We start from the raw sequence: 16,705 nt of genomic DNA, 5'->3' as shown, positions 1-16,705 counted from the left end.
TTCCGGGTATAACTCTGAAATTTGTGACAAACCATAAACGGTCTCAGCAAGAAGGCCGTAAAACCTGCACGCAACCAGGAGCGCACGCTTGAGCACCTCAACGAAAACCATTCTGACCGCCGCCCACTGGGGGCCAATGCTGGTCGAAACCGATGGCGAAAATGTTCTGTCGTCTCGCGGAGCATTGCCAACACAACATCCCAACTCTTTACAGACCGTCGTTCGCGATCAGGTGCACAGCAAAACACGCGTGCGCTGGCCGATGGTGCGTAAAGGTTTTCTCGCCTCACCTGACAAGCCGCAGGGCATTCGCGGTCAGGATGAGTTTGTTCGCGTGAGCTGGGATGACGCGCTGGCGCTGATCCACACCCAGCACAAGCGCATTCGCGACAGTTACGGTCCGTCGTCCATTTTCGCCGGGTCCTACGGCTGGCGCTCTAACGGGGTGCTGCACAAGGCGTCGACGCTGCTGCAGCGCTATATGAGCCTGGCGGGCGGCTATACCGGTCATCTGGGGGATTACTCCACCGGTGCGGCGCAGGCGATCATGCCGTATGTCGTGGGCGGGAACGAGGTGTACCAGCAGCAGACCAGCTGGCCGCTGGTGCTGGAACATACCGACGTGGTGGTGCTGTGGAGCGCTAACCCTCTTAACACGCTGAAAATTGCCTGGAATGCCAGCGACGAGCAGGGCATTGGCTATTTCGACGCGCTGCGCAAAAGCGGCAAGCGCATCATCTGCATTGACCCGATGCGCTCTGAAACCCTGGATTTCTTCGGCGACAGCGCCGAGTGGATTGCCCCACATATGGGCACCGACGTGGCAATGATGCTGGGTATCGCCCATACCCTGGTGGAAAACGGCTGGCACGATGTCGAATTCCTGACGCGCTGTACCACCGGCTTCGATAAATTCGCCGACTATCTGACGGGTCGCTCCGATGGGGTGGCGAAAACGGCAGAGTGGGCAGCAGAGATTTGTGGCGTTTCTGCGCAGAAGCTCCGCGAACTGGCGGCGTTATTCCATAAAAACACCACGATGTTGATGTCCGGCTGGGGGATGCAGCGCCAGCAGTTTGGCGAGCAGAAACACTGGATGCTGGTGACCCTCGCCGCGATGCTGGGGCAGATCGGTACGCCGGGCGGCGGTTTTGGTCTCTCCTATCACTTTGCCAATGGCGGTAACCCCACGCGTAAAGCGGCGGTGCTGGCGTCTCTGCAAGGTTCGGTGCAGGGGGGCGTGGACGCCGTGGATAAAATCCCGGTGGCGCGTATTGTTGAAGCCCTGGAAAATCCGGGCGGTTTTTATCAGCACAATGGTCTCGACCGCCACTTCCCGGATATTAAATTTGTCTGGTGGGCGGGCGGGTCGAACTTCACGCACCATCAGGATACCAACCGCCTGATCCGCGCCTGGCAGAAGCCGGAGCTGGTGGTGATCTCCGAGTGCTTCTGGACCGCCTCGGCGAAACACGCCGATATCGTCCTCCCGGCGACCACCTCGTTTGAGCGTAACGATCTCACCATGACCGGTGACTACAGCAACCAGCATATGGTCCCGATGAAGCGCGTGGTGGCCCCGCGCGATGAGGCGCGTGATGATTTCGACGTGTTTGCTGAACTGAGCGAGCGGTGGGAAGCGGGCGGTCGCGCGCGTTTTACCGAGGGAAAAACCGATCTCGAATGGCTGGAAGCCTTCTACCAGATTGCCGGGCAGCGCGGCGCGGCGCAGGGCGTGACGCTCCCGCCATTTACTGAGTTCTGGGAGGCGAACCAGATCGTCGAAATGCCGGAGAGCGAACAGAACGCGAAGTTTGTTCGTTTTGCCGATTTCCGCCGCGATCCGGAGAACCACCCGCTGAAAACCGAGAGCGGCAAGATAGTGATCTACAGCGAGCGCATCGCCAGCTTTGGCTATGCTGACTGCCCGCCGCATCCCACGTGGCTCGAGCCGGACGAATGGCACGGCAACGCCCGGCCGGATCAGCTGCAGGTATTATCTGCCCATCCCGCGCACCGTCTGCACAGCCAGCTTAACTATACCTCCCTGCGCGAGCAGTATGCGGTCGCCGGGCGAGAGCCCATCACGCTGAATACCCTTGATGCGCAAGCGCGCGGGATTGCGGACGGCGACGTAGTGCGCGTCTGGAACGCGCGTGGACAAGTGCTGGCAGGGGCGGTGGTGAGCGACGGGATTAAGCCGGGCGTGATCTGCATTCATCAGGGCGCATGGCCTGACCTTGAGCTCGCCGAAGGCGGTATCTGTAAAAACGGGGCGGTTAACGTGCTGACCAAAGATCTCCCCAGCTCGAAGCTGGGGAATGGTTGCGCAGGGAACACGGCGCTGGCCTGGGTCGAGAAATATACGGGTCCCGAGCTTACCTTAACGGCGTTTGATCCGCCTGCCAGCTCATAATCCACGTCGGGTGTTGGGTGTCATCCTGCCAGGCGCTGTCTTCAATGCGAAAGCCCTGAGCATGGTAGAAATTCACCGCCCGGACATTTTTCTGATACACCTCCAGGGTTAAGTGCGGGAAGCGCTGTTGAACATGGTTCAGCAGCGCGCGCCCGATGCCTTTCCCGATGCATGACGGCGCCACAAACAGGGCGCCGACAAACTGAGACTGCATCACGCTGATAAATCCGCAAGGTTCGCCGTCCTGCTCCCAGACCCAGGTTTCAGCGGACGGCAGATAAACGTCCCGCACCATGGCCTCATTCTCTTTCCAGTAATTCGGCGCGATGAACGGATGCGCTTCCGTGGTGCTTTCCAGCCACAGGCTCAGCAGCGGCGCGGTATTTTCATTTTGCCATTTGCGGATCATGATGGCCTCCCGGATGACAGAAGCAGCCGGTAACGTGGTCGTTGACCAGGCCACAGGCCTGCATAAAGGCGTAGCAGATGGTGGAGCCGACAAACTTAAAGCCGCGTTTTTTCAGGGCCTTCGAGAGCGCATCCGAGGCCGGAGTGGCGGCCGGAATTTCCGCGAGCGTGGTCGCCTCCGTGACTTGCGGAGCGTTATTCACAAACGTCCAGACAAAATCTGAAAATGATTCGCCGTTTTGTTCCATCGCCAGATAAGCGCGTGCATTACCGATGATGGCCTGGATCTTGCCGCGATGGCGGATGATGCCGGCATCCTGCACCAGTCGCTCGACGTCCTCATCGGTCATCGCGGCGACGGCGACGGGGTCGAACTGGTGGAAAGCGCTGCGGTAATTTTCGCGTTTTTTCAGTACCGTAATCCATGATAACCCCGCCTGCTGGCCCTCCAGGCAGATCATCTCAAAGAGCTTTTTGCCATCCCTTTCCGGCACGCCCCATTCCCGATCGTGATAGTCGATATAAAGCTGATCCTGGCTTACCCAACCGCAACGTTCCATCCGTCATCTCCCTTATTGATACTGATTTCGCAAAAATTTCGTTCTGACTGGCTTGACGTGTTTACTATAAAGACAATAGTTAATACAGGGCCATATGCTCTCTAAGCTCTTCCTGAATAACGACAAATATCGCCGAATTCGGCTCTCTCTGGGGTCGCGTTGAAGATGATAAAAAAAATCAGTGGTCGCCATGCTGTGTCTGGCCTGGTGGGGATTTCAGCCTGCCTGTTTTTTTGTAATACAGCGTCTGCCTGGCAACAGGAATATATCGTTTCAGATGCCCAAAATAATACGGCGGAACGCTATACATGGGACGCGGATCACCAACCGCGCTATGAGGATATTCTCGCGGAGCGTATTCAGTCTTCGCAAAATGCGCCGGGTCTTGCTCTGAATATACCGTCTGGCAGCACGACAGAGGGGGCGACGAGCGTAGGCTGGAATTTTCCCGTTTCAGCGCGTATCACCACAGGCCCGGTGGTGGCGTGGCGGTACGACGGCACGGCTCCCATGATGATCAACGAGTTTGGTGATAGCGCGTCGACACAGTCAGTTACGGACCCGCTCTGGCATGCCAGCGTCAGCACGCTGGGGTGGCGCGTTAACACCCAGTACGGCGATCTCCGGCCCTGGGCGCAGATCAGCTATAACCAACAGTTTGGTGAAAACCAGTGGAAATCGCAGTTTGGTATGCCGCAAACGCCAGCTCCTGCCCAAAATGGCAGCTGGATGGATGTCACCGTGGGAACGGATATTCCCTTTAATACGCACATGGCGGCCTATGCCTCGCTGGCTCAGGGGGAGCATACCACCACCGGTGAGGAGTTTTTATACACCCTCGGCGTCAGCGCCAATTTCTAGCGTTGTTACTTTTTTAAACGTTACGATAACATCTCGAATACAATAACCACGGGCTTTACAGCGATAGCAGATACTAACACGCTGTCGCTTTATTCCCGTGCCAGGTCATTCATTCCCGATTCCAGGCATTTCATTCCGTTCCGCCTGCATTTCATGCCGTTTTACCCCAGGCATATTCAGGTTTTGTTTATCGTTGTCCTCAGCGAATTCCCTCAATTTATCTTGCAGGACAACTGCCATGAACACATCAACCTATAACCGCACGCGCTGGCTCACGCTCTTTGGCACCATCGTCACTCAGTTTGCGCTGGGATCGGTCTATACCTGGAGCCTGTTTAACAGTGCGCTTTCTGACAAACTCGGCGCACCGGTCAGCCAGGTCGCGTTCTCCTTTGGTTTGCTGAGCCTGGGTCTGGCGATTTCATCTTCCGTCGCGGGCAAGCTGCAGGAGCGTTTTGGCGTGAAGCGCGTGACCATGGCGTCCGGCATCCTGCTGGGACTGGGCTTTTTCCTGACCGCGCATTCCAGCAATCTGATGATGCTCTGGCTGAGTGCGGGCGTGCTGGTGGGACTGGCGGACGGCGCGGGCTATCTGCTGACGCTGTCAAACTGCGTGAAGTGGTTCCCGGAACGTAAAGGCTTAATCTCCGCGTTTGCCATTGGTTCTTATGGTTTGGGCAGCCTCGGGTTCAAATTTATCGATGCCCATCTGCTGGCGTCCGTCGGTCTCGAAAAAACCTTTATGATCTGGGGCGCAATCGTGCTGGTGATGATTCTGTTCGGCGCCACGCTGATGAAGGATGCGCCGCAGCAGGAAGTGAAATCCGTGAATGGCGTGGTGGAGAATGATTTCACCCTCGCGCAGTCCATGCGTAAACCGCAGTACTGGATGCTGGCGGTGATGTTCCTGACGGCCTGCATGAGCGGCCTGTATGTCATCGGCGTCGCGAAAGATATCGCACAGGGGATGGTGAAACTGGATGCAGCCACGGCGGCCAACGCGGTGACCGTCATCTCCATTGCTAACCTCTCCGGTCGTCTGGTCCTCGGTATTCTGTCCGACAAAATCGCCCGCATCCGCGTGATTACGATTGGGCAGGTGGTTTCGCTGGTCGGTATGGCGGCGCTGCTGTTCGCTCCGCTGAATGAAGCCACCTTCTTCGCGGCAATTGCCTGCGTGGCCTTTAACTTCGGCGGCACCATTACCGTCTTCCCGTCACTGGTGAGCGAGTTCTTTGGCCTGAACAATCTGGCGAAAAACTACGGCGTGATCTATCTGGGCTTCGGGATCGGCAGTATCTGCGGCTCGCTGATTGCTTCCCTGTTCGGCGGGTTCTACGTAACCTTCTGCGTGATATTTGCCTTGCTGATTATCTCCCTGGCGCTGTCAACCACGATTCGCCAGCCGCAACGTGAAGTTTTTAAAGAAGTTCATGCATAATCGCGACGAGAAAGGCCGGTAATCCGGCCTTTTTATTTTCTTAACCTGGAAATAAAGCGATTTTGTCTGTTTTTGGATTTGCTTTTTTGTAAATAACTGTACTGATCACACTCTCTGCTGCCACTTTTCCGCTTCCCTGTGGTCTACTTACCACGCCTGTAGACGTTTCATTGAACGATCCCCTGAGCGTATGTCTAATCTGCCCACTTTTTAATCGAGGTGGGCGGCGGTACTGTCCCTTTTTCCGGGTAGCTTGCATGAAATACATTAAATCGATGGCGCAACAAAAGCTCTGCTTTTTGCTGGCGTTGTACATCGGCCTGTTTATGAACGGCGCAGTTTTTTTCCGTCGGTTTGACGGTTACGCGCATGATTTTACCGTCTGGAAAGGAATTGCAGCGGTTGTCGAATTGGTCGCTGCGGTACTGGTCACCTTCTTTTTATTCCGTATTCTTACCCTGTTTGGCCGTCGCGTGTGGCGAGTGCTGGCAACGTTTATCGTGCTGTGCTCGGCGGGTGCCAGCTATTATATGACTTTTATGAACGTGGTGATTGGCTACGGCATTATTGCCTCGGTGATGACCACGGATATCGACCTCTCTAAAGAGGTTGTGGGGCTGCACTTTATCCTCTGGCTGGTAGCGGTCAGCGCCTTGCCGCTGCTGCTCATCTGGAGCAACCGCTGCCGCTATACCCTTGTTCACCAGATCCGCACGCCAGGAAAGCGATTCAGAAGCGTCGCCGTGGTGCTGCTGGCGGGCCTGATGGTTTGGGGGCCGATTCGTCTGCTGGAGGTGAAGCAGAAGAATGATGAGCGTACCTCCGGCGTGGATATGCCGAGCTACGGTGGCGTGGTTGCCAACTCTTATTTACCGTCTAACTGGATCTCCGCGCTGGGGCTGTATGCGTGGGCGCAGGTGGATGAGTCCTCGGATAATAAGTCGCTGATAAACCCGGCGAAGAAGTTTACCTATGTGGCGCCAAAGGATATTGACGATACCTACGTCGTCTTTATTATCGGAGAGACCACACGCTGGGATCATATGGGCATTCTCGGCTATAACCGTGATACCACGCCTAAACTGGCGCAGGAAAAGAACCTGATTGCCTATCGTGGCTATTCCTGTGATACCGCCACCAAGCTTTCCCTGCGCTGCATGTTTGTGCGCGAGGGCGGGGCGAGCGATAACCCGCAGCGTACGCTAAAAGAGCAAAACGTCTTCTCGGTGCTGCATCAGCTTGGGTTTACCTCCGATCTCTATGCGATGCAGAGTGAGATGTGGTTCTACAGCAACACCATGGCGCAAAACATCTCCTACCGCGAGCAGATTGGCGCAGAGGCGCGCAACCGTGGCAAACCTGTCGATGACATGTTGCTGATTGATGAGATGAAACTCTCACTCAACGGGAATCCTGATGGTAAGCATATGATCATCCTTCATACCAAAGGGTCGCACTTTAACTACACGCAGCGCTACCCGCGCAGCTTTGCCAAATGGACGCCGGAGTGCGTCGGAGTGGATAAAGACTGCACCAAAGCCCAGTTGATTAACTCTTATGACAACTCCGTGATGTATGTGGATCACTTTATTGATTCGGTGATTGACCAGGTTCGCGATAAGAAGGCTATTGTCTTCTATGCGGCGGACCACGGTGAATCTATCAATGAGTTCGAGCATCTGCACGGTACGCCACGCAAGATGGCGCCGCCCGAGCAGTTCCGCGTGCCAATGATGGTGTGGATGTCCGATAAGTATCTGGAAGACCCGGAGAAAGCGAAGATGTTTGCCCATCTGAAGAAAGAGGCGGAAATGAAGGTGCCGCGTCGTCACGTTGAGCTGTACGACACCATTATGGGTTGTCTCGGCTACACCTCACCGAACGGTGGGATTAACGAAAACAACAACTGGTGTAAACTCCCTGATAACAGCGCAAAAGCCGCGCAGTAGCTGCTCTGGCGAGAATATCGCCAGTTGAATGGCTTTTTGAAAATAAGGGATTGACGGGGGCGCACCTCAGCAGTAAGATGCGCTCCGCATTCGGCGAGTAGCGCAGCTTGGTAGCGCAACTGGTTTGGGACCAGTGGGTCGGAGGTTCGAATCCTCTCTCGCCGACCACATTCTGAAAAGGGCTAACCGTAAGGTTAGCCCTTTTTGCATTATGGCCTTAGCTCTTCAGAGTAATCAAAACGTCCCTTACGCCCGCTTCTCCCTGCCTGTTAACGATTTTGTGACATAATCCATTGTATTTTTTTATATATAGATTGATCTTTTTTCGCGTTGCTTATGGATAACCTCAGCATTTTTCGCTGTGCGTTTTAACGTTCGCGGTATTTAGTGCTCAGATAATCACCATTCTGCAAGAAAATTTACCCATTCTGAATAAAAGTTAATCACTGATTGTTGCGAAATATGAAGATAGTTGTGCTGCAACATGGCGAGTAGCATAAATTTCCCTGCTGAAAACTGACGCTCATGGTTTTTTTAATCTTTGTTTGCGGTTTCTCACACTCAGCGTAAATCCCCGTCACCTGTATTGACGTTTTCACATTCTGTTGACAGATTGTAGGGCATGAGGGGCATTTCAGGGACGATCTGCGCTGCAACTCAAACGCTCTTCTGAAAGGATTCTCCATCCCTTTAACGCCTTCGGGCACCTCCGACCGGACCGGGTAAAAAATAAATAAAGGTCTGGCGGCGTAACACAACAAAGCAAAACATCACATTGGAGCAGAATAATGAGTATTTCCTTGAAGAAGTCAGGGATGCTGAAGCTTGGTCTGAGCCTGGTGGCTATGACCGTGGCAGCAAGTGTACAGGCAAAAACCCTGGTTTACTGTTCTGAAGGCTCGCCGGAAGGCTTTAACCCACAGCTCTTTACCTCTGGTACGACTTACGACGCAAGCTCTGTACCGATCTATAACCGTCTGGTTGAATTCAAAACCGGCACCACGGAAGTGATTCCGGGTCTGGCCGAGAAGTGGGACGTCAGCGAAGACGGTAAAACCTACACCTTCCACCTGCGCAAGGGCGTGAAGTGGCAGGACAGCAAAGAATTCAAACCAACGCGCGACTTTAACGCCGACGACGTTGTGTTCTCCTTCGACCGTCAGAAAAACGCTCAGAACCCGTACCACAAAGTCTCTGGCGGCAGCTATGAATACTTCGAAGGGATGGGTCTGCCGGATCTGATCTCTGAAGTGAAAAAAGTGGACGATAATACCGTTCAGTTCGTGCTGACGCGTCCGGAAGCACCGTTCCTGGCTGACCTGGCCATGGACTTCGCCTCAATTCTGTCCAAAGAGTACGCGGACAACATGCTGAAAGCCGGTACGCCGGAAAAAGTCGACCTGAACCCAATCGGTACCGGTCCATTCCAGCTGCTGCAGTACCAGAAAGACTCCCGTATTCTGTATAAAGCATTCGAAGGCTACTGGGGCACCAAGCCGAAGATTGATCGTCTGGTCTTCTCCATTACGCCTGATGCGTCAGTACGTTATGCAAAACTGCAGAAAAACGAATGCCAGGTGATGCCATACCCGAACCCGGCTGACATCGCCCGCATGAAGCAGGATAAGAACATCAACCTGCTGGAGCAGGCTGGCCTGAACGTGGGCTATCTCTCCTTCAACACCGAGAAGAAACCGTTTGATGACGTGAAAGTGCGTCAGGCGCTCACCTACGCGGTGAACAAAGAAGCGATCATCAAGGCGGTTTACCAGGGCGCTGGCGTTGCAGCCAAAAACCTGATCCCACCAACCATGTGGGGCTATAACGACGACGTTAAAGACTACTCCTACGATCCTGAGAAAGCGAAAGCGCTGCTGAAAGAAGCGGGCCAGGATAAAGGCTTCACCGTTGAGCTGTGGGCGATGCCGGTACAGCGTCCGTACAACCCGAACGCACGCCGTATGGCAGAAATGGTTCAGGCTGACTGGGCGAAGATTGGCGTACAGGCCAAGATTGTGACCTACGAGTGGGGCGAGTACCTGAAGCGCGCCAAAGCGGGTGAGCACCAGGCAGTGATGATGGGCTGGACCGGTGATAACGGGGATCCGGACAACTTCTTCGCCACCCTGTTCAGCTGCGCGGCGGCAAAAGACGGTTCTAACTACTCTCGCTGGTGCTACAAGCCGTTTGAAGACCTGATCCAGCCGGCGCGTGCGACCGACGATCACAACAAACGTATTGAACTGTACAAGCAGGCGCAGGTTGTTATGCACGATCAGGCTCCGGCGCTGATTGTTGCTCACTCCACCGTGTACGAGCCAGTGCGTAAAGAAGTGAAAGGCTACGTGGTTGATCCACTGGGCAAACACCACTTCGAAAACGTATCGGTTGAATAATTAAAAGCAACGCCAGGCGGCGCTGCGCTTGCACTGGCCTACGGTATGTAGGCCGGGTAAGCGTAGCGCCACCCGGCAGCAGTGCTTAATTCTCTCTCTGAAAGGAGAGGGGATAAGATTTGTGAGCAATACAGACGTCACGCCACTGGTCGTGCGTCATCAGAGAGAATCCGGGTTATGTTGCAGTTCATCCTCCGACGTCTGGGACTTGTTATCCCCACGTTTATCGGTATCACCCTTCTCACTTTTGCCTTCGTCCATATGATCCCCGGCGACCCGGTAATGATTATGGCGGGCGAGCGTGGTATTTCCCCTGAGCGCCATGCACAGCTGCTGGCTGAACTTGGCCTCGATAAGCCAATGTGGCAGCAGTATCTCCACTATATCTGGGGCGTGCTGCACGGTGATTTAGGGATTTCGCTGAAAAGCCGTCTTCCGGTGTGGGACGAGTTCGTGCCGCGTTTTAAAGCGACGCTGGAGCTTGGCGTCTGCGCCATGATTTTCGCCACCGCGGTGGGTATTCCTGTCGGGGTACTGGCTGCCGTTAAGCGTGGCTCTATTTTTGACCACACCGCTGTGGGCTTGGCGCTGACCGGCTACTCCATGCCTATCTTCTGGTGGGGCATGATGCTGATCATGCTGGTCTCGGTGCAGCTTAACCTGACACCGGTCTCCGGGCGCGTCAGCGATATGGTATTCCTGGATGACTCCAACCCGCTCACCGGCTTTATGCTGATTGATACGGCTATCTGGGGCGAAGAGGGCAACTTCATGGATGCCATCGCGCATATGATCCTGCCTGCCATGGTGCTGGGCACCATTCCTCTGGCGGTGATCGTGCGTATGACCCGTTCATCGATGCTGGAAGTGCTGGGTGAGGATTATATCCGCACCGCGCGCGCCAAGGGCCTGACGCGTATGCGCGTTATCATCGTCCATGCGCTGCGTAACGCCATGCTGCCGGTGGTGACCGTTATCGGTCTCCAGGTGGGGACATTGCTGGCGGGGGCGATCCTGACCGAAACCATCTTCTCCTGGCCGGGCCTGGGTCGCTGGCTGATTGACGCGCTGCAACGCCGTGACTATCCGGTGGTGCAGGGCGGTGTGCTGCTGGTCGCGACGATGATTATCCTCGTCAACCTGCTGGTCGATTTGCTGTACGGCGTGGTGAACCCGCGTATTCGTCATAAGAAGTAAGGGGCCATCATGTCACAGGTTTCTGAAAACAAAGCTGTTGCTGCACCGGTTCCGATGACGCCGATGCAGGAGTTCTGGCACTACTTCAAGCGCAACAAAGGCGCGGTGGTGGGGCTGGTGTATGTCGCTATCATGATCCTGATTGCGGTGTTTGCGAACGTCCTCGCGCCGTATAACCCGGCGGATCAGTTCCGCGATGCGCTGCTCGCCCCGCCTGCCTGGCAGGATGGCGGTAGCCTGGCGCACCTGCTGGGGACCGATGATGTGGGCCGCGATGTGCTGTCGCGTCTGATGTACGGTGCGCGCCTGTCGCTGCTGGTCGGCTGCCTGGTGGTGGTGTTATCCCTGATTATGGGGATCGTACTGGGTCTGGTTGCCGGCTACTTCGGCGGTATCGTTGATAACATCATCATGCGTATCGTCGACATCATGCTGGCGCTGCCAAGCCTGCTGCTGGCCCTGGTGCTGGTGGCGATCTTCGGTCCGTCGATCGGTAACGCCGCCCTGGCGCTGACGTTCGTGGCGCTTCCTCACTATGTGCGTTTAACCCGTGCGGCGGTGCTGGTGGAAGTGAACCGCGATTACGTCACCGCCTCTCGCGTGGCGGGTGCCGGTGCGATGCGCCAGATGTTCGTCAATATCTTCCCGAACTGCCTTGCGCCGCTGATCGTTCAGGCGTCGCTCGGTTTCTCTAACGCCATTCTTGATATGGCCGCTCTTGGCTTCCTGGGCATGGGTGCGCAGCCGCCAACACCGGAGTGGGGCACCATGCTCTCCGACGTGTTGCAGTTCGCACAAAGCGCCTGGTGGGTTGTCACCTTCCCGGGTCTGGCAATCCTGCTGACGGTGCTGGCATTTAACCTGATGGGTGATGGCCTGCGTGATGCGCTTGATCCCAAACTGAAGCAGTAAGAGGCACGAGATGGCGTTATTAAATGTAGATAAATTATCGGTGCACTTCGGCGATGAAGGCACCCCGTTTCGCGCCGTGGACCGCATCAGCTACAGCGTAAATCAGGGCGAAGTGGTTGGCATTGTCGGGGAGTCCGGTTCCGGTAAGTCAGTGAGCTCACTGGCGATCATGGGGCTGATTGATTACCCGGGCCGCGTGATGGCGGAAAACCTGCAGTTCAACGGTCAGGACCTGAAGCGCATTTCTGAGAAACAGCGCCGCCAGCTGGTGGGTGCGGAAGTGGCGATGATTTTCCAGGATCCGATGACCAGCCTGAACCCGTGCTACACCGTCGGTTTCCAGATTATGGAAGCAATCAAGGTGCACCAGGGCGGGAATAAGAAAACCCGTCGTCAGCGGGCGATCGATCTGCTCAACCAGGTGGGCATTCCTGACCCGGCATCGCGTCTGGACGTTTACCCGCACCAGCTCTCAGGCGGGATGAGCCAGCGCGTGATGATCGCCATGGCGATTGCCTGTCGGCCAAAGCTGCTGATTGCCGATGAACCGACGACGGCGCTGGATGTGACCATCCAGGCGCAAATCATCGAGCTGCTGCTGGAGCTGCAGCAGAAAGAGAACATGGCGTTGGTGCTGATTACGCACGATCTGGCGCTGGTGGCTGAAGCTGCGCACAAAATCATCGTGATGTATGCCGGCCAGGTGGTCGAGACCGGAAATTCACACGATATCTTCCGCGCGCCGCGTCACCCGTATACCCAGGCGCTTTTACGCGCGCTGCCGGAGTTTGCTCAGGATAAAGCGCGTCTGGCGTCGCTGCCGGGTGTAGTGCCGGGCAAATATGACCGTCCGCAGGGCTGTCTGCTCAATCCGCGCTGTCCGTATGCGACGGACAAATGCCGGGCGGAAGAACCAGAGCTGAACCAGCTGGCTGACGGTCGTCAGTCGAAATGCCACTACCCACTCGATGATGCCGGGAGGCCAACACTATGAGTACGCAACAGGCCACCACGCAACAGCCGCTGTTGCAGGCCATCGACCTGAAAAAATATTACCCGGTGAAGAAGGGGCTGTTTGCCCCTGAACGCCTGGTGAAAGCGCTGGACGGCGTCTCCTTTAACCTTGAACGCGGTAAAACGCTGGCGGTGGTGGGGGAGTCCGGCTGCGGGAAATCCACGCTGGGCCGTCTGCTGACGATGATTGAAGTGCCGACCGGCGGCGAGCTCTATTATCAGGGGCAGGATCTGCTCAAGCACGACCCGCAGGCGCAGAAGCTGCGTCGCCAGAAAATCCAGATTGTGTTCCAGAACCCGTACGGTTCGCTGAACCCGCGTAAAAAGGTGGGGCAGATTCTGGAAGAGCCGCTGCTGATTAACAGCAATCTCAGCAAAGAGCAGCGCCGTGAAAAAGCGCTGGCGATGATGGCGAAGGTCGGCCTCAAAACCGAGCACTATGACCGCTACCCGCACATGTTCTCCGGTGGCCAGCGTCAGCGTATCGCTATCGCACGCGGGCTGATGCTTGACCCGGACGTGGTGATTGCCGATGAACCTGTTTCAGCGCTCGACGTCTCCGTGCGGGCGCAGGTGCTGAACCTGATGATGGATCTCCAGCAGGAGCTGGGGCTCTCCTACGTGTTCATCTCCCACGACCTGTCGGTGGTGGAGCATATTGCTGATGAAGTGATGGTGATGTACCTGGGGCGCTGCGTGGAGAAGGGGACCAAAGACCAGATCTTTAATAACCCTCGTCACCCGTACACCCAGGCGCTGCTGTCTGCGACGCCGCGTCTGAACCCGGACGATCGTCGTGAGCGCATAAAGCTGACGGGAGAGCTGCCAAGCCCGCTGAATCCGCCGCCGGGATGTGCATTCAACGCCCGCTGCAGCCGCCGCTTTGGCCCCTGCACCCAGCTACAGCCGCAGCTGAAGGAGTATGGTGGTCAACTGGTGGCCTGCTTCGCGGTCGATCAGGATGAAAATGGCGAGAAGCCACACGCATAACGAAAAAAACCGGCGCTAAGCCGGTTTTATTATGTCTGCTTTATTATTTCCGCAGGCGAATCTGGTCGACGGCGTGCTTCTCGCTCTTGGTGAGGATCAGGCTCGCACGCTCGCGCGTCGGCAGGATGTTCTCTTTAAGATTCACATAGTTGATCTCATTCCACAGCCCCGTCGCCACATTGATCGCTTCTTCTTCAGAAAGCTGAGCATAGTGGTGGAAATAGGAATCCGGATCGGTGAATGCCCCTTCACGGAACTTCAGGAAGCGGTTGATGTACCAGTTCTGCAGCAGGTCTTCCGGCGCATCGACATAAATAGAGAAATCGACGAAATCCGAGACAAAGACGTGATGCGGATCGTGAGGATAGTCCATGCCGCTTTGCAGCACGTTGAGACCTTCCAGAATGAGAATATCCGGCTGGACCACCGTCTTATCCCCACCCGGGATGCGATCGTAGATCAGGTGCGAATAGACCGGCGCCGTCACGTGAGGCACGCCGGATTTCAGATCGGAGACAAACTTCACCAGACGGTGCATATCATAAGAGAGCGGGAAGCCTTTCTTCTTCATCAGCCCGCGTTCTTTTAATACTTCGTTTGGATGCAGGAAGCCGTCGGTCGTGATCAGCTCCACGCTGCGGTGTTCCGGCCAGCGGCTCAACAGTGCCTGCAGGACGCGTGCGGTGGTGCTTTTACCCACGGCCACGCTGCCTGCGATACTGATGATATAAGGAATGCGTTGACCGTTCGTCCCGAGAAACTGCTCCAGCACCGCCTGACGACGCAGGTTCGAGCTGATATAGAAGTTAAGCAAGCGCGAGAGGGGGAGATAAATTTCTGCCACTTCTTCAAGGGACAGATCTTCGTTTATCCCTTTTAACCGTGCGATTTCACCTTCCGTCAGCGTCATAGGGACGGAATCACGCAGGGCAGCCCACTGGCTGCGGTTAAAGTGAAGATAAGGCGTCATTAACGTTTGCTCTTTTTTGCTCATAAGCATGCTTCAGTGAGCCAGCATTAAACTGCCGGATCGTGGCTCATCACACAGTTAATTTTGGACAATGGGCAGGAGGTTAACACCAGATGACAGGAATAATAAGAAAAAAGATGGAAAGCGCTGCGTTACGCGGAGGCCGTCACGCTACGGTGTTTACAGTGCAAATACCCCTTACATGTTGATTATTTGACCGTGAATGACTACTTTTACAGCGCTCAACACGCTGTTAGCATAAAATGTGAGCGAAAGAACGTTTTATGCAAATTTTTAGTTGCATGACCGCGCAGGTATCCATAGAATGCGCGCTACTTGATGCCGACTTAGCTCAGTAGGTAGAGCAACTGACTTGTAATCAGTAGGTCACCAGTTCGATTCCGGTAGTCGGCACCATCAAGTCCGGTGGGGTTCCCGAGCGGCCAAAGGGAGCAGACTGTAAATCTGCCGTCACAGACTTCGAAGGTTCGAATCCTTCCCCCACCACCACTTTCTGGCAGCGTAAATGCCGCCGGAGCTGGTTGGAAAAATTAGCCAGCTCAAACTGAAAAAGAGAGAAATCTCTTTTTTTGTTACAGAAAGAACTGGGTAGCCGAGTTTCAGGATGCGGGCATCGTATAATGGCTATTACCTCAGCCTTCCAAGCTGATGATGCGGGTTCGATTCCCGCTGCCCGCTCCAATACGTGCTGATATGGCTCAGTTGGTAGAGCGCACCCTTGGTAAGGGTGAGGTCCCCAGTTCGACTCTGGGTATCAGCACCACTTCACTTCTCCTTCCCGTTTCTCTCTGTTTCAATTTTACTGTATTCAACAATTGAGGCATTTCGCCTGGTTGATGTGGTGATATCACCGATTTATCCGTGTCTTAGAGGGACAATCGATGTCTAAAGAAAAGTTTGAACGTACAAAACCGCACGTTAACGTCGGTACTATCGGCCACGTTGACCATGGTAAAACAACGCTGACCGCTGCAATCACTACCGTTCTGGCAAAAACCTACGGTGGTTCTGCTCGTGCATTCGACCAGATCGATAACGCACCAGAAGAAAAAGCTCGTGGTATCACCATCAACACCTCTCACGTTGAGTACGACACCCCGACTCGCCACTACGCACACGTAGACTGCCCAGGCCACGCCGACTATGTTAAAAACATGATCACCGGTGCTGCGCAGATGGACGGCGCGATCCTGGTTGTTGCTGCGACTGACGGCCCAATGCCTCAGACTCGTGAGCACATCCTGCTGGGTCGTCAGGTAGGCGTTCCTTACATCATCGTGTTCCTGAACAAGTGCGACATGGTTGATGACGAAGAGCTGCTGGAACTGGTAGAGATGGAAGTTCGTGAACTGCTGTCTCAGTACGATTTCCCAGGCGACGATACCCCAATCGTTCGTGGTTCTGCTCTGAAAGCGCTGGAAGGCGACGCAGAGTGGGAAGCGAAAATCATCGAACTGGCTGGTTTCCTGGATTCTTACATCCCAGAACCAGAGCGTGCGATTGACAAGCCATTCCTGCTGCCAATCGAAGACGTATTCTCCATCTCCGGTCGTGGTACCGTTGTTACCGG

General features: G+C 55.2%; 13 protein-coding genes and 5 tRNA genes. 15 read left to right on the top strand and 3 right to left on the bottom strand.

Going from position 1 to position 16,705, the window contains the following annotated elements; translation table 11 throughout:
• Nucleotides 1-136: 136 nt before the first annotated feature.
• The gene (locus tag ACOTXI_RS18015) at nucleotides 137-2,416 is read left to right on the top strand and encodes a molybdopterin guanine dinucleotide-containing S/N-oxide reductase (protein ID WP_058654364.1); all 2,280 of its coding nucleotides are present in this window, start codon (nucleotides 137-139) and stop codon (nucleotides 2,414-2,416) included.
• Here ACOTXI_RS18015 and ACOTXI_RS18010 read toward each other — a convergent pair.
• Both ACOTXI_RS18010 and tag read right to left on the bottom strand, forming a co-directional pair.
• Complete coding sequence (locus ACOTXI_RS18010; RefSeq protein WP_008502764.1) at nucleotides 2,379-2,825, bottom strand: N-acetyltransferase; 447 nt, start codon at nucleotides 2,823-2,825, stop codon at nucleotides 2,379-2,381. The genes ACOTXI_RS18015 and ACOTXI_RS18010 overlap by 38 nt on opposite strands.
• Nucleotides 2,803-3,384 carry a DNA-3-methyladenine glycosylase I gene (tag, locus tag ACOTXI_RS18005; RefSeq protein ID WP_021242476.1) on the bottom strand — a complete coding sequence of 194 codons (582 nt, stop codon included), beginning with the start codon at nucleotides 3,382-3,384 and terminating at the stop codon, nucleotides 2,803-2,805. The genes ACOTXI_RS18010 and tag overlap by 23 nt, the downstream gene beginning before the upstream one ends.
• Before the next feature lie 165 nt (nucleotides 3,385-3,549).
• Between tag and ACOTXI_RS18000 the strand changes: the two genes are divergently transcribed.
• The 9 genes from ACOTXI_RS18000 (at nucleotide 3,550) to dppF (ending at nucleotide 14,144) form a co-directional block, all read left to right on the top strand.
• Nucleotides 3,550-4,245: an autotransporter domain-containing protein gene (locus tag ACOTXI_RS18000; RefSeq protein WP_058654361.1), complete on the top strand. Its 696-nt coding sequence runs from the start codon at nucleotides 3,550-3,552 to the stop codon at nucleotides 4,243-4,245.
• 238 nt (nucleotides 4,246-4,483) lie between these two features.
• Entirely contained in the window at nucleotides 4,484-5,686 is a 1,203-nt protein-coding gene (locus tag ACOTXI_RS17995; RefSeq protein WP_008502767.1) for an L-lactate MFS transporter, read from the top strand.
• A gap of 257 nt (nucleotides 5,687-5,943) precedes the next feature.
• On the top strand, nucleotides 5,944-7,635 hold the full coding sequence (gene eptB, locus ACOTXI_RS17990) for a kdo(2)-lipid A phosphoethanolamine 7''-transferase (RefSeq protein ID WP_008502768.1): 1,692 nt from the start codon (nucleotides 5,944-5,946) through the stop codon (nucleotides 7,633-7,635).
• Between the two features lie 91 nt (nucleotides 7,636-7,726).
• Nucleotides 7,727-7,803 (top strand) — tRNA-Pro (locus tag ACOTXI_RS17985).
• Between the two features lie 620 nt (nucleotides 7,804-8,423).
• The gene (dppA, locus tag ACOTXI_RS17980) at nucleotides 8,424-10,031 is read left to right on the top strand and encodes a dipeptide ABC transporter periplasmic-binding protein DppA (protein WP_008502769.1); all 1,608 of its coding nucleotides are present in this window, start codon (nucleotides 8,424-8,426) and stop codon (nucleotides 10,029-10,031) included.
• Nucleotides 10,032-10,208: 177 nt separating this feature from the next.
• A complete protein-coding gene (gene dppB, locus ACOTXI_RS17975; RefSeq protein ID WP_058654362.1) occupies nucleotides 10,209-11,228 on the top strand; it encodes a dipeptide ABC transporter permease DppB in 1,020 nt (339 codons plus the stop codon).
• A gap of 9 nt (nucleotides 11,229-11,237) precedes the next feature.
• Nucleotides 11,238-12,140, top strand: a complete 903-nt coding sequence (dppC, locus tag ACOTXI_RS17970) for a dipeptide ABC transporter permease DppC (RefSeq protein ID WP_058654363.1) — start codon at nucleotides 11,238-11,240, stop codon at nucleotides 12,138-12,140.
• Between the two features lie 10 nt (nucleotides 12,141-12,150).
• A complete protein-coding gene (gene dppD, locus ACOTXI_RS17965; RefSeq protein WP_008502772.1) occupies nucleotides 12,151-13,134 on the top strand; it encodes a dipeptide ABC transporter ATP-binding protein in 984 nt (327 codons plus the stop codon).
• A complete protein-coding gene (dppF, locus tag ACOTXI_RS17960; RefSeq protein WP_008502773.1) occupies nucleotides 13,131-14,144 on the top strand; it encodes a dipeptide ABC transporter ATP-binding subunit DppF in 1,014 nt (337 codons plus the stop codon). The genes dppD and dppF overlap by 4 nt, the downstream gene beginning before the upstream one ends.
• A 43-nt stretch (nucleotides 14,145-14,187) precedes the next feature.
• Here dppF and coaA read toward each other — a convergent pair whose 3' ends face one another.
• The gene (gene coaA / locus ACOTXI_RS17955; RefSeq protein ID WP_021242480.1) at nucleotides 14,188-15,138 is read right to left on the bottom strand and encodes a type I pantothenate kinase; all 951 of its coding nucleotides are present in this window, start codon (nucleotides 15,136-15,138) and stop codon (nucleotides 14,188-14,190) included.
• A 317-nt stretch (nucleotides 15,139-15,455) separates the two neighbouring features.
• On the opposite strand from coaA, the gene ACOTXI_RS17950 reads away from it, so the two are divergent.
• The 5 genes from ACOTXI_RS17950 to ACOTXI_RS17930 all read left to right on the top strand — a co-directional run.
• A tRNA-Thr gene (locus ACOTXI_RS17950) sits at nucleotides 15,456-15,531 on the top strand.
• A gap of 8 nt (nucleotides 15,532-15,539) precedes the next feature.
• Nucleotides 15,540-15,624: transfer RNA gene (locus tag ACOTXI_RS17945), tRNA-Tyr, on the top strand.
• A 117-nt stretch (nucleotides 15,625-15,741) separates the two neighbouring features.
• Nucleotides 15,742-15,816: transfer RNA gene (locus ACOTXI_RS17940), tRNA-Gly, on the top strand.
• Between the two features lie 6 nt (nucleotides 15,817-15,822).
• A tRNA-Thr gene (locus ACOTXI_RS17935) sits at nucleotides 15,823-15,898 on the top strand.
• Between the two features lie 118 nt (nucleotides 15,899-16,016).
• Nucleotides 16,017-16,705: elongation factor Tu (locus ACOTXI_RS17930; protein WP_421766142.1), on the top strand; the 689-nt coding region annotated here is incomplete at its 3' end.

Origin of the sequence: Enterobacter cloacae complex sp. BZL2005 (genome assembly GCF_049238885.1) — a bacterium.
Taxonomy (GTDB): Bacteria; Pseudomonadota; Gammaproteobacteria; order Enterobacterales; family Enterobacteriaceae; genus Enterobacter; species Enterobacter roggenkampii.
The sequence above is the reverse complement of the archived record's forward strand: the minus strand, read 5'-3'. Positions and strand labels throughout refer to the sequence as shown.

What these genes read in the sequence shown, in the direction of transcription:
- dppF (WP_008502773.1), top strand. Translation starts at nt 13,131, where the DNA reads ATGAGTACGCAACAGGCCACCACGCAACAGCCGCTGTTGCAGGCCATC.
- tag (WP_021242476.1), bottom strand. Translation starts at nt 3,384, where the DNA reads ATGGAACGTTGCGGTTGGGTAAGCCAGGATCAGCTTTATATCGACTAT.
- ACOTXI_RS18015 (WP_058654364.1), top strand. Translation starts at nt 137, where the DNA reads ATGCTGGTCGAAACCGATGGCGAAAATGTTCTGTCGTCTCGCGGAGCA.
- coaA (WP_021242480.1), bottom strand. Translation starts at nt 15,138, where the DNA reads ATGAGCAAAAAAGAGCAAACGTTAATGACGCCTTATCTTCACTTTAAC.
- eptB (WP_008502768.1), top strand. Translation starts at nt 5,944, where the DNA reads ATGAAATACATTAAATCGATGGCGCAACAAAAGCTCTGCTTTTTGCTG.
- ACOTXI_RS18010 (WP_008502764.1), bottom strand. Translation starts at nt 2,825, where the DNA reads ATGATCCGCAAATGGCAAAATGAAAATACCGCGCCGCTGCTGAGCCTG.
- ACOTXI_RS17995 (WP_008502767.1), top strand. Translation starts at nt 4,484, where the DNA reads ATGAACACATCAACCTATAACCGCACGCGCTGGCTCACGCTCTTTGGC.
- ACOTXI_RS18000 (WP_058654361.1), top strand. Translation starts at nt 3,550, where the DNA reads ATGATAAAAAAAATCAGTGGTCGCCATGCTGTGTCTGGCCTGGTGGGG.
- dppB (WP_058654362.1), top strand. Translation starts at nt 10,209, where the DNA reads ATGTTGCAGTTCATCCTCCGACGTCTGGGACTTGTTATCCCCACGTTT.
- dppD (WP_008502772.1), top strand. Translation starts at nt 12,151, where the DNA reads ATGGCGTTATTAAATGTAGATAAATTATCGGTGCACTTCGGCGATGAA.
- dppA (WP_008502769.1), top strand. Translation starts at nt 8,424, where the DNA reads ATGAGTATTTCCTTGAAGAAGTCAGGGATGCTGAAGCTTGGTCTGAGC.
- dppC (WP_058654363.1), top strand. Translation starts at nt 11,238, where the DNA reads ATGTCACAGGTTTCTGAAAACAAAGCTGTTGCTGCACCGGTTCCGATG.